Annotated in this window: 9 protein-coding genes; 5 read left to right on the top strand and 4 right to left on the bottom strand. The window is 55.2% G+C overall.

Going from position 1 to position 12674, the window contains the following annotated elements; genetic code table 11:
• Positions 1–398: 398 nt before the first annotated feature.
• Positions 399–959, top strand: coding sequence for a TRAP transporter small permease subunit (locus VAE57_RS07100; protein ID WP_322821187.1), 561 nt, complete (start codon positions 399–401; stop codon positions 957–959).
• A 14-nt stretch (positions 960–973) separates the two neighbouring features.
• Positions 974–2308 (top strand): TRAP transporter large permease subunit, encoded by a 1335-nt coding sequence (locus VAE57_RS07095; protein ID WP_322821186.1) that lies wholly within the window; start codon positions 974–976, stop codon positions 2306–2308.
• A gap of 674 nt (positions 2309–2982) precedes the next feature.
• Here the strand turns inward: VAE57_RS07095 and VAE57_RS07090 are convergent.
• The gene (locus VAE57_RS07090; RefSeq protein ID WP_322821185.1) at positions 2983–4188 is read right to left on the bottom strand and encodes a TRAP transporter substrate-binding protein; all 1206 of its coding nucleotides are present in this window, start codon (positions 4186–4188) and stop codon (positions 2983–2985) included.
• A 132-nt stretch (positions 4189–4320) separates the two neighbouring features.
• Complete coding sequence (locus VAE57_RS07085; protein ID WP_322821184.1) at positions 4321–5226, bottom strand: AEC family transporter; 906 nt, start codon at positions 5224–5226, stop codon at positions 4321–4323.
• A gap of 1182 nt (positions 5227–6408) precedes the next feature.
• Between VAE57_RS07085 and VAE57_RS07080 the strand changes: the two genes are divergently transcribed.
• Positions 6409–6804 carry a response regulator gene (locus tag VAE57_RS07080; RefSeq protein ID WP_322821183.1) on the top strand — a complete coding sequence of 132 codons (396 nt, stop codon included), beginning with the start codon at positions 6409–6411 and terminating at the stop codon, positions 6802–6804.
• Between the two features lie 93 nt (positions 6805–6897).
• A complete protein-coding gene (locus VAE57_RS07075) occupies positions 6898–7050 on the top strand; it encodes a hypothetical protein (protein WP_322821182.1) in 153 nt (50 codons plus the stop codon).
• Between the two features lie 7 nt (positions 7051–7057).
• Here the strand turns inward: VAE57_RS07075 and VAE57_RS07070 are convergent, their stop codons facing one another.
• Together VAE57_RS07070 and VAE57_RS07065 are read right to left on the bottom strand one after the other, a co-directional pair.
• A complete protein-coding gene (locus tag VAE57_RS07070; RefSeq protein ID WP_322821181.1) occupies positions 7058–8515 on the bottom strand; it encodes a polynucleotide adenylyltransferase in 1458 nt (485 codons plus the stop codon).
• Between the two features lie 28 nt (positions 8516–8543).
• Positions 8544–11000, bottom strand: coding sequence for a penicillin acylase family protein (locus tag VAE57_RS07065; RefSeq protein WP_322821180.1), 2457 nt, complete (start codon positions 10998–11000; stop codon positions 8544–8546).
• 714 nt (positions 11001–11714) lie between these two features.
• On the opposite strand from VAE57_RS07065, the gene VAE57_RS07060 reads away from it, so the two are divergent.
• Positions 11715–12632, top strand: a complete 918-nt coding sequence (locus VAE57_RS07060; RefSeq protein ID WP_322821179.1) for a polyprenyl synthetase family protein — start codon at positions 11715–11717, stop codon at positions 12630–12632.
• Positions 12633–12674 lie beyond the last annotated feature (42 nt).

Below are 12674 nucleotides of genomic sequence, written 5' to 3'. Positions count from 1 at the left end.
ACGATGCACCACAGGCAACCTGGCTGGGAACCGTATCCACATTGGTGTGTGATACTGTGTGGAGCAGAAACACCGTTCGCCGTATCTGCGCTCAGATCGCCCCCTGCGTGATAGTGCAATCATAAGTGATAACTGCCAGTAAACCGGATCTGATGTTACACGTATCCGTAAGCCAGCGGGCGGAAGGCAGTGAAGCCGAAAGCGGGTGTGGGTCGCTTCGGAAAGCTGCTTTGACAAGAGTACCGATTCCGTGTACTATTGAACTATACGTTCGCAAATTCCCATAGTGTATACTACACATCCTGCGTGGAAGAAAATTGCAACAACTATGTTGCTAACTGATCATGGCTCATTCTTGCGTCGTAAACAACGCTTTGATCAGGAAAGGAAGGATTAGTGTGCCAGTACTGCTACGCATTTCACGAATTATTGACACCTTTACTGAATGGGTTGGACGTATAGCTTATTTCCTGGTTCCCGTCGTTGTTGCGGTTGGGGTATGGAACGTTGCGAATCGGTACGTTGGACGGGCAATTGGACGCACTCTTGGTTCGAATTTCTATATTGAAGCCCAGTGGTACATCTTTTCTTTAATCTTTTTACTCGGTGCTGCATATGCCTTAAAGCATAACGAGCACGTGCGAGTTGACGTGTTTTACAGTAACTACTCACCAAAACGCAAAGCCCTGGTCAATTTTTTAGGAACTCTCTTCTTTCTCATTCCTTTCTGTGGATTGCTTATCTACTTCGGCTGGCCGTATGTCGAGCAATCATGGCGGATTCGTGAAAATTCGCCTGACCCCGGCGGTCTGCCACGCTATATCATCAAGACATTCCTGATAGTTAGCCCGCTTCTCCTGATTATTCAGGGTATATCTGAAGCGATAAAATATTTTGCCGCCTGGCGAGGTGTCCTTGATCCATCACAGGTTGAGGAAGAACACGAGACACGCTTGTAATTTGTGGAGGATTCATGTACGACTGGCTCGGACCCACGATGTTCCTTGGAGCGCTGGTCATTCTGGGGATCGGCTATCCGGTTGCATTTTCGCTGGGGGCAACAGCGATTGTCTTCGGTATCATCGGCGTTTCACTTGGCATCTTTGACCCCATCATCATTCGGGCAATGCCATCACGTATCTTCAACGTGATGTCAAACTACACCCTGCTGGCAATCCCCTACTTTATCTTCCTCGGCTCAATGCTGGAAAAGTCTGGTCTGGCAGAGGACTTACTCGATACGATGGGGGTTCTCTTTGGTCCCGTGCGGGGTGGCCTGGCAATTGCGGTTGTCGTTGTGGGCGCTTTGCTAGCAGCGACTACCGGCGTTGTTGCAGCAACAGTGGTGGCAATGGGATTGATTTCGCTGCCCATCATGTTGCGCTACAACTACAACAAAGAACTGGCCTGTGGAGTGATTTGCGCTGCCGGTACACTGGGGCAGATTATTCCACCGTCGGTCGTGCTGGTGGTGCTCGGCGACCAAATCGGTGTTTCAGTTGGCAGACTCTTTCTTGGCTCGTTGATACCGGGTCTTTTGTTGGCAACAGCGCTGGCATTTTACTGCTGGATAGTTGCTTTACTGAAGCCAGAAATGGCTCCAGCACTTCCATTATCGGCGCGTTCGATCAGTGGTGCAGCCCTGGCGAAACGAGTGGTGCAGGTGATGATTCCCCCACTCCTGCTCATTGTCGCCGTACTTGGTTCCATCTTCTTCGGTATCTCGACGGCAACCGAGGCGGGTGCCGTTGGCGCACTTGGCGCAACGTTGCTGGCGGTTGCTAATCGCCGATTGACCTGGAAGAATTTCCTGGCGGTGTGCGATGCCACGATGCGCGCCACAACAATGGTGATCTTCATTCTGATCGGCTCAACCGCATTTGCCCTGGTGTTCCGCGCCTTGAGTGGCGATAAGTTTGTGTTCGATCTGATGGCGAACCTGCCCGGCGGTGCCTGGGGCTTCCTGATCGTTAGCATGCTAATTGTTTTCTTCCTCGGCTTCTTCATCGATTTCTTCGAGATCTGTTTTATCGTTATTCCCCTGTTTGTACCGGTAGCGAAAGCACTGGGATTTGATCTGATCTGGTTTGGCGTGCTGCTCGGTGCCAATTTGCAGACCTCGTTCCTGACCCCACCGTTTGGTTTTGCCCTCTTCTATTTGAAAGGAGTGGCACCGCCTGGAGTTACAACTGCCGATATTTATCGGGGTGTCGTGCCATTCATTGCAATCCAGCTTACGATTGTCGTTGTTTTGATCTTCTTCCCACAGTTAGCCCTCTATCTGCCGGCGATCTCCTTCGGTCAGTAGGGAATTGACTATTCGCTGATACTGTGCCACATGAACCCAGCAGAGTGCATAACCAATGCGCTCTGCTGGGTTATCTAAACAGGCATGCCCAGAAAGCCTGGGCAGAAGACAACAAAGAGGAGTGCACAACCAATGCGCTCTGCTGGGTTATGTAAAACTATTCACGTCAAATCTTGACAGTCTCTGAGCATCCTTCAGGTTGTCATGGCAGTACTGACTGCCAGAACTACCACCCAATGAGCTGCCGGTGGTTCATCGGAGACGGGCTAACCGGTTCACGGACAGTCATGCGCAGGAGCTGCGCCAGTGTGATAAGAGGCAAGCGGGGGTAATAGTGCTGCGTCCAGCAGTGGTATGCGACATACCCTCACCCCGCCCCCGCTGGAGGCGGGAACCAGCGGCGTCGGAATGGCTATCGTTGTCGCGAGCTGGTTCCAGTGGGGAGCACACCGGAGGCGCACGCTCCCAGGTAATACCAGGCTTTGGTACCGCAGTATGACATCTGAAGGCGCGACGCTCAGGTGAGGTTAGACAATCTGCAATGACTGCTATTACGCCGGAGTCACTGAACAGTCAGTAGAGATGCCTGGACGTATCCCTACCAGATTTGCATACAAACAAAAAGTCAGGTGAAGCATCTGCTCCACCCGACTTTTTGCTTACAGTACCCAAAATTAGATGGGGTTATTCTTGACAAAGGTGTTGAACGGCAGCTCGTTGGTCTGATGCCAGCGCTGAATCTTCTGGCGGAAGGTATTCCAGCCAGCAAAAATCTCTTTGAAGGCTGCCGACTTTCCTTCATTCTCGGCAAATAACTCGAATGCTGCCTTCTGCGCTGCATTGAGAATCTCGTCGCTGTAGACACGCAACTGCTTGCCCTTGGCAACAATTCGCTCAAGGGCGTCGTTGTTCAACGCATCGTACTTAGCGAGCATGTTCATGTTCGATTCCCATGCTGCAACTCGCAGGAAGTTCTGATACTCCTTCGGCAGCTTGTTCCAGGCATTAAGACTGATAACTGTGTGCAGGCTAGGGCCTGGCTCCCACCAGCCCGGTGAGTAATAGAAATCGGCTGCATCAGGCAGACCCAGTTTCTCGTCATCGTAGGCACCGACCCACTCGGCAGCATCGATAGCACCGGTCGAGAGCGCCTGGAAAATTTCACCACCGGGTAGGGTCTGGGTAACTACGCCGAGCCGCTGCAACACCTGGGCCCCCAGACCAGGAATACGCATCTTGAGACCCTGCAGGTCGGCAACGGTGTTGATCTCGCGGCGGAACCAGCCGCCCATCTGGGTGCCGGTATTACCGGCGGCGAAGCAGATCACACCAAAGTTTTCACCCAGCTTGTTAATAGCCTGTTCACCACCACCGTGATAGAGCCACGAGTTTTGCTGTTGGGCAGTCAAGCCAAACGGCAAAGCAGTTCCAAACGCCCACGCTGGATCAAGACCGACATAGTAGTAGAGGGCAGTGTGACCCGCCTCGACGGTACCCTGCGAGACGTTCTGAAGTACTTCAAGGCCAGGGAACAGCTCACCAGCGGGGAAGGTGGTGATTTTGAACATGCCATTTGACAGTTCGGCAACACGCTCGGCCAGCACTGTCGCGCCACCATAGATGGTATCGAGCGCGATGGGCCAGCTTGTACCCATACGCCACTCAACTGCCGGCATTGACGAACCCTGAGCGGGGGCTTGGGTTGCTGGGGCCGTGGTTGCTGCTGCGGTCGGTTGTTCACCACCTGCTGCCGTCGGCTGAGCAGGTGCTGAAGTCGGCGGATTGGTCACTGCCGGAGGTTGACCACATGCGGCCAGAGTCAGACCAAGGCCACCGAGAACGCCTGCTGCGGCGCCACGCAGAAACTCTCGTCGTTTCATGTTTTGCTCCTGGGCAATCTGAATATAAATATTCGGTACTTTAATTATACACTGAATCACGAAATTACGCAAATAGTGGCGTTATTGATTGAAAAACATTTGCTAATTCAGTGATTTGTCCGTCAAAGTACCTCACAGCAAGACTAAAACTATAGCCAGTGAAATGATACTGACCAGATTCGAGAATAACACGGTAGCCGTAACAAATTCAGGTAGCAGTTCGTTCTCCATCGCAATAATGCTGACCAGCACAGCCGTCGGCATACTGGCCTGTAAGATACCAACGTTACGTTCTAATTGCGGTAATGCAAACCAGCCTACTGTAGTAAATGCCAGCACTGGCCCGCTAATCAGCCGAATGGCGCTGGCAATGAGGAGATCAGCGTTGATTCGTGGAATACCGGCAGCCGCCAGTTGCGCTCCTAATACGATCAGCATGGTCGGAATAAGCGCACCGGAAAGGAGTTCCAGCGGACGCATAACCACTGGCGGTAAGCTGATGTTGAGCCAGTTAAACAATAAGGCTGGTGGAAGGGCAAGGAGAGCAGGAGTGCGGAAGACCTGTGCTGCCATTCCCAGGCTAAAACCGCGGCTGAAATTAGCAGCACCAACGCACACGATAAACGCCAGTACCAGATTGGCCAAAAAGTAAACGGTGGCCACACCAAGTGCTGCCTGACCTTCGGCAAACTGAATGATCGGTAACCCAAAATTACCGACATTACCAAAGGCAGCAATCATCACATACGCCGCAGTCATTTTGCCACTGCGCCTCAGTAACCTGGCAACCAGGAAGGCAATTGCTATTGAACCAAGGTAAACCACCGTGATGAAGCCGATCATACGCCCGGCCAGACCAGCTTCGATGCGCGTTTGGCTGAGGACGTAAAAGACAAAGGCGGGTGTCAGAATAAAATAGGCGAATCGCGAGAGGGTGCGGGCTTCGAGTTGCAGCCGGGGGCCGGTAATGTAACCGAGCAAAACCAGCAGAAAAACCGGAGCGAGCACATTCAGGAAGATGCCGGGTAGTTGATTCATAACTGGTGTTCTTCTTTACAAACGACCCACATGGGTGACGTTACGATGGCGGCGAGACAACATTTTCGGGCGATGTAGTCTTGTTTCCATTGATTATCACTCGCGCTATCCTCTGACGAAATCAGGTGGGTATACCTTATATCAACTCTGGACTGACACTGTGCATCATTCAGGTTGTCCTGCTTTGGCTTGCTGCCGGGCGTGTCACCGGTAAGACACCGATGGGTCAGCACAGATACGCGAACTGGTTCGTGCGCAGTTGCATGCAGGTCAGGCGCCAGTGGGATGGGTGGCGAGCGGATGATAGTAGTGTTACTTTCTGCGACGTCCTGCGATCCGCCCCCATCGTTATCCGCCCCTGCTGGAGGCGAGAATCACCAGTACCGCATGACCTCCCATTATCGTGCCCTGGTTCAGAATTGCCATACCCCGCTGGATAAAGGCCCGGTGGGGTATGGCAGGTGGTGGACGAGCCAGAGGTTCGCGCTCCCAGGAGATACCCACGCTTGCACACCACGATGGAGCGTTCACGAGCGCCACGTGAGGGCGACAGTAGATAGCAGGTCATGACTTTTATCACCCTGGATTTGATAGTATGTTAACCGCGAGTACAGGGTGACAGACCAGATGATCGGAACCAGAACACACCTCATACCTGTGACCGGGGTGACTTATGGCTGACCTTACGTACTGTAGCGACGGAAGCATAGCTTCTGCATGCCAGATCACGTACCATGGGCATCATGGAGCGTGAATGATGTTCTACCTAGCGCGTGATTGCTCCGTGGGCAGGCAACACAGCTTTTCGTTTCAGGTGTATTGAAAGCAAGAGAGACTGCCTCTGGTACGTTGGAAAGGTTCATCGGCCTGTGCTAGCGTAACATGACGGAGACACAGCTTTATGAGATACGTTTCTCTCAGAATAGCCGACGTTTTGCCAGAACTTGCAGCAGGACAGTGAACGTTCATCAGCTTTAACCTACCCTTTGGACAGCTTTTACGGGTGTGTCTGATTCTCAGGTGCTACTGTCATGTTCATGTCTCCCTGGTCATGCGTATAATACCATTTCTTCGGTGCTTGCCCGTCATGCAGGGCTGTGATACAATACCGCCATATTCGCCAGATACAGGGTGGATGGTGTGCAGGTAACAGGGCTTGTGGGAGGTTAAGGAGTTTCTCCTATGTCCGATTTTTCCGGTCGCAATCCGGCAATCATTCTAGTTGAGGATGAGCCTGATATTCTCATCATCTTGCATCGCTTGATGCGAGATTTGACCGGGGGATACGATATTATCACCGTCAACAGCGGTGCTGACGCGCTTGCCCAGATTGCGCTCAGGAAAGTACCGCTCGTCATTACCGATTACAATATGCCAGGTATGAATGGCTTGCAGCTTGCGGCCGCGATCAAGGAGACTTCGCCCGATACCTGTGTGGTGATGATTACAGCCTATGCAACGCCAGAACTAGAACGACGCGCTCGCGAGCAACGTATCGATTACTATTTGTCTAAGCCTTTTCCGCTGGATCGCCTCGAACAGATCGTGCGTGATGTGCTGCGCTCATACGTCAGCTAAACATCAGATCGTTGTCATTCTCTCAGCGTAGCCTCCTCGTTACGATGATGACGCCTGTCATTCAAGCGTTACCATTTCAGACGGAGGCTCATCATGGACGATTTGCTGTCATTCCTGCCATCACTGTTGTTGTTCGGGATGATTGCGCTGACTCTGATCCTGTTACCGCTCCTTGACGATGATCGTCCTGCCGCCGGTGAACGACGGCAGACCGACCGGATCCGTTTGCCGCGCCGACCGCGCTGATGATGCGTTATGCGTGATCGGTTGTCTGTAGTATGCGAGCCAGCGCAATTGCCTCTTCTGGACTATGAATCTCTCCCGCCAGTTGCGCTTCGTGGATTAAGCGTAACAGGCGCCCCACTTCCGGCCCCGGTTTGATCCCCAACGCAGCCATTAAGGTGTCACCACGCAGTAATGGCGGCGGCGGCGGGGTCGGCGCGTTCCAGTAATGATCCAGCATCATTGCCACCCAGTGGCGATGTTCCCGCCACGCCGCTGGGTCAAGCCAGGGGCCACGTGTTGCCAGATGGTCGGCCAACTCATGCAAGAGAATGTCAGGCCCGGCATCGCCGGTATCACGGAAGAAGCGGGCAATCCCCCGTTCCGTAAGCTGACCACCACTCCGCATTTGACCTGGACGCATGTGTTCACGAACAATACAGGTCAGGTATACGGTATCGGCCCGACTGAGCCGTAAGCGCTGGCCGATGATGAGAACACGCTCGGCACCCAACCCCTGATGGCCGTAGAAGGTTACTGTGCCATCGGGATGGCTGACCTTCGTCTGCGGTTTGGCGTTATCGTGGAGCAGGGCCGCCAGTTTTAAGAGGGCTGCCCGCCTTACATTGCCGCGCCGTTGGAGGAGAAGGGCCTGATACTGATCGGCAAACGGGAGCAGGTGCTCCAGGTGGGGATGGGTCTGGACGGCAACAGGTGGCTCGCCGTTGTCAATCAGCCAATCCAGAGCAGCAACTGTTTCCAATACATGGGCCAGCACCGGCAGAAAATGGACGTGCGGCTGATCGCAGGTACGTGCTGCTTCCAGTTCGGGGAAGATGGCAGTGAGTGCGCCGACCTGATCCAGGAAACGCAAACCGGCAGCGGCAGCCAACCCATCGCAGAGCTTCAGTAATTCGTCACGGATGCGTTCAACGGCAATCGCCGACAGCAACGGCACCACCTCACATGCAGACGCTACCAGGTCGGGCACAGGGATGAGCTGATGGGTGGCGCGAAAGCGACCGGCCCGAATTACGCGCAGCGGGTCATCGCGCAGGCTGGTCGGGGTACACGGGCGCAGGCGGCGTGCGGCAAGATCGGCCTGCCCGTCGAGAGGATCAAGTAATGCACTCCAATCGCTCTGGCGCACCGCTTCCAGTGGGAGTGCCAGCGCATTCACGGTAAAGTCGCGCAGGTACAGATCGGACACAATATCGGCTGCCCGCAGGCGGGCGCAGTCGATCACGATGCCATCAGGCAGCACGACGCGACCGGTATCACGTTCGCGGTCAAGCAGCACGAAAGTGCCCTGACCGGCATCGGCAAGTGCCTGCGCCAGCGCCAGACCACTCCCGTCAATCGCGAGATCGAGATCAACCGGCTGATGCCCGGTTAAAAGCTCTCGTACTGCACCACCGACCAGCCACACCGGGCGCGACGTACAAGCGGCAATAAGCTGGAGCAGGTTGTTAAGCTGGTCATTCACCATAACACAAACCAGTATCACGTCGCCACAGTTAGTCGGCGAGTAAGGTCAGCACCTGTGTCGAATGGCGTTCAACCGCCGGGCGGCTCCATAAGAGCGGATGATACGCGCCGGCCCGCCAGGCTGCAATCATATCAGCGTAGTGCGGGCTGGCCGGATGGCCGCTTTGCCCACCGGGAAGGATAGCACGCGAATTATCCCAATCGTTTAGATCAAAAATGAAGCGTACCGACACCCCATTGGTGATTTTCATGCCGGCATTATCGCGCGGCAGGTAGCAGTGGTTGACGGTATCGAGATCGCCACCTATCGGCCACGGCCCCCGATTGAAGAGCGGGGTAAGCGCCTGCACACTGCCCAGGGGATGGCGGAGGGTCAGAGTATGCAAGCGGCCATACTGCCAGCGGTTGGGGTCATCGCCGAGCCGTTCGCTGAGTTCAGCCACAGTCCGCCCCAGTGCTGCCCGCAAGACACCGCCCCAAGTGCGGCCCTGACCCAGCCATTCATCAGGCTGGTCGAGTGGCTGGCTGGCCATGCGCACCAGCACGGTTGGCAAAGCACATTCCAGGTAGATGTTGGCCGGCAGAACGCTGAACGACCCCAGCGCAGCCGGTGCCCGGAATAGATCGCTGATTTCCTGGTACACAATGCGCAGTAAGTGGTAGCGCAGACTCTCATAGATCGCACCACCCACGCTTTCGGGGTGCAGGTATCCATCCCAGGTGATAAACAGATCGCGAACGCGCTGCTCCATACCGGGTTCGAGCTGTAAGCGAGCGACCTGTTCGACCAGCACTTTGCCGGGCAACGAGACCACATCACCCTGGATGTGGGCCAAGCTGCGCACGTCGTGTTGTTTGTGTTCATCAAGTAAAGCTTGAATGCGTTGGGCGCGATAGGGATTGAGCCAGAGGCCACGGATCGGAACGCTGGCCGGGTACCGCTCATCGATAATCCGGTGATTGGCAGTAACCAGAGCACCACCCGGCGGATCGAACTGGCTGGGCAATTCGACGAACGGAATGTAGCCATCCCATTCGTACTCGCCAGTCCAGCCGGGTACCGGTAACGAACCGTCGCTCTGCCGGCGAATCGGCAGGCGACCGGCCAGGCAGTAGCCAATATGGCCATCGATGTCGGCATAGACCACATTCTGCGGTGGGACATCCCAGTCTTGCAGGGCCGCCCGAAATTCATCCCAGTTTTGAGCGCGGTTGAGTCTGATCACCGCTCGCGTAAGGGTTGGCGAGGGATCAAGGGCTGTCCAGCGCAGGGCCAATGCCTGCGTCGTAGTATCAGTTGTGGTCGGTTCACCGCGCAACGTACCAGCCACCGGATCGATGATCGGGCCGTGATGCGTGATACGGACATCAATGTCCGTAGGTTCAGGCTGCCCCTTGACGTGAATCGTCTCGCGTACCACCTCGGCGATCAGCCACTCGTCGCGCCAGCGGTACCGCAGTGGATCAGCGGCATCAAACTGCTCGATGAAGAGATCTTGATTATCGGTGCGAGCGTTCGTAAGCCCCCAGGCAATACGGCGGTTATGGCCGATAATCACGCCACAGGTAGCCGGAATCGTTGCCCCCGCCACGTGAAAATCACCGCCCTCCAGGTGAACCTGATACCAGAGGTTGGGTAGCGAAAGGTTGAGATGGGGATCGTTCGCTAACAACGGGCGACCGCTTGTTGTGCGTTGCCCCGAGACAACCCAGGCGTTTGAACCCTGCGGCGTCTCATTTTCGCCGGCAAAGGGGGCCGCGTCACTGGCCAACTGCAACGCAGCCGCTCCAAGATCGGGTGTATAGTGAGCATCAGCCGGCACCGTCAATGGGCCATCTTCTGGATAACGAGGACGCAATGCAATTGCCCGCTCTACACCAACCAGAGCGACAATCTGCGCTTGCAGCAACTCTTGCATCCAGTTACTCGACAGCGTGAGCGCCACCATTTTCGGCCAGACCAGGAGATCGGTCAGTTCCCACGGTTGGGGCTGAATGCCGAGAATGGTAAATTCGAGTGGCAAGCGATGAGTGGTCTGATCGATACAGGCATTCACGCCGCGCAGATAGGCGGTCATTAGGGTCGCCGTCTCGTCATCGAGCAGCGAGACTTCGCGCTGCACCAGACGGCTAAAGCCCAGGGTGCGAATGAACCGGTCAGAATCGAGGGCTGCCGGCCCGACAATCTCGGCCAGGCGACCATGTCCGATCCGGCGATGCAGCTCCATTTGCCAGAGACGATCCTGGGCGTGAACATAGCCAAGTGCACAGAAGAGGTCTTCGTTGTATTCGGCATAGATATGAGGAATACCCCAGCGGTCACGACGTACTTCAACCGCTGTGCGCAGGCCGGGTAGCCTGATGCGACCGCCGGTACGGGGGAGAGGCCGGCGTAATGCTGTGATTGCACCAATACCGGCCAACGCCGCAAGTGCGCCGGCGGTAATACCGATAGCCTTTCCGATACGGGTGGGGTTGAGCGTCACGATTGACCTCCGTTTCAGACGAAAAAGTGTCTATCTCCGTTACTGTTGTGAATTCCACACGTATTTGGGTTATGCAATATTACTTATCTGAGATGGATACGGATGTTGCTAATAGTTGTAGATGCTACGCCATCATATCACATGTGACGACGTGGCCGCCAGATGGTACAGAGCAGCACATTGAGCAGATCGTGTGCATCTGTGAAAAGCTATACGATGATGCTGGATCAACAATGGCCGCTGGGGAGAGGGGTGCGACACACGTCTGGTACGGGGTATACAGAACAATGGCTTCCGCACACCGGGAAGTTATCACATTCGCTACTGACAGACTCCATGATCGGGACGATCACACACAGCTTCCCTGTGGCCAGCCGGGTGAACGGCATGACACACGCCGGATCGTGAGTACGGCTGGTGCGGCAGCATGGCTGCCACACTCCAAACGCCGCGACACGTGCATGATGAGCGGGCCAGGCAACCAAGCAAACGAGTGATGGTACTGGAGATGGTCGTCAGCACTCCTCGCCGCCATACCGTCAGACTGAGAGCAAGAGATACTGTCGTGAGCGGAATATGAGATACCTGTCATTAGGGCGATTTTCTCATCTGGCAGACGTGGATCGGCCCTGTGCCAGGCGCGGTTGACAGTGGTACAGGGATAGCGTATCTTTCCTAGTAATGAGCGATAAACCATAGCTAAAGTGACAGACCATGACCTTCGCTATCCCATCAGAATTACAGCACGACCTGTTGCGGGTTGAGCAGATTCTTCAAGAGCGGATGCAAGCACGCTATAGCGTTATTGCAATGGTTAATCCACACGTAGTTACTGATGCAACAGATCGGCTGCGGGCACTTGTTGTGCTGGCGGTTGCCCGGTTAGGCTACTACACCGATGCCCAGGTAGTCCATGCAGCTGCCGCGGTTGAATTGATTGAAGCAGCAACCCGTGCGCATGACACCTTGATTGATGAACACGCCCGACGGACAGGTCACAGAGCGAACGGATCGTGGGATCATGGTGTCGTTCTGATGATAGGTGACTACCTCTTTGCGCTGGCTGCCGGCGAAATGGCCCGCAGCCCTGATCCCCGGATCATCAGCCTCTACTCACAGGCAGTGATGCGGATTTGTGAAGGGCAACTCATTACAATTACCAGCCCCACACCGCAGGAAACGGCGCTGGCAACCTACTGGCAACGAACGGAGGCTCTATCCGGTGCGCTACTGGCAGCAGCAGCCCAGGCCGGAATACTGTGTGGCGATCTCCCGGACACCTTGCTTGAACCGGCGGCACGTTTTGGCATGCATCTAGGGCTGGCGCGGCGTCTGGCGAGCGAAATTCGCGATCTGGAAGCGGAGGGCGCCCTGTTACAGGCGGGAAATATTCCGCTTGCACTCCTGTTTGCAGTCACCGAACCGCCGCCCCCAGAAGTACAAGCCGTATTTGATCATCCCACTCCAGCAACGACTACCGCCGTCTTACCGCTGATTCGCCAGCACGGTCTGCCAAAGGCGCGTGCAGCGCTGATTGAACAGCAACACGCAGCCCGGCAGGCACTCCAACAGTTACCTACCGGCAGCACAACGGCCTGGTTGAACCAATTAATTGATGAGACTGGCGCATAAGAGACCTGAATGGCTGTGTTATAATGCGACGGTTAAGCAAGC

This window comes from Chloroflexus sp. (assembly GCF_034434295.1).
Lineage (GTDB): Bacteria > Chloroflexota > Chloroflexia > Chloroflexales > Chloroflexaceae > Chloroflexus.
This window is presented reverse-complemented; position numbering and strand designations above follow the sequence as displayed.

Coding starts and splice junctions, on each gene's coding strand:
- VAE57_RS07075 (WP_322821182.1), top strand. CDS start 6,898: ATGGACGATTTGCTGTCATTCCTGCCATCACTGTTGTTGTTCGGGATG.
- VAE57_RS07070 (WP_322821181.1), bottom strand. CDS start 8,515: ATGGTGAATGACCAGCTTAACAACCTGCTCCAGCTTATTGCCGCTTGT.
- VAE57_RS07090 (WP_322821185.1), bottom strand. CDS start 4,188: ATGAAACGACGAGAGTTTCTGCGTGGCGCCGCAGCAGGCGTTCTCGGT.
- VAE57_RS07085 (WP_322821184.1), bottom strand. CDS start 5,226: ATGAATCAACTACCCGGCATCTTCCTGAATGTGCTCGCTCCGGTTTTT.
- VAE57_RS07080 (WP_322821183.1), top strand. CDS start 6,409: ATGTCCGATTTTTCCGGTCGCAATCCGGCAATCATTCTAGTTGAGGAT.
- VAE57_RS07095 (WP_322821186.1), top strand. CDS start 974: ATGTACGACTGGCTCGGACCCACGATGTTCCTTGGAGCGCTGGTCATT.
- VAE57_RS07060 (WP_322821179.1), top strand. CDS start 11,715: ATGACCTTCGCTATCCCATCAGAATTACAGCACGACCTGTTGCGGGTT.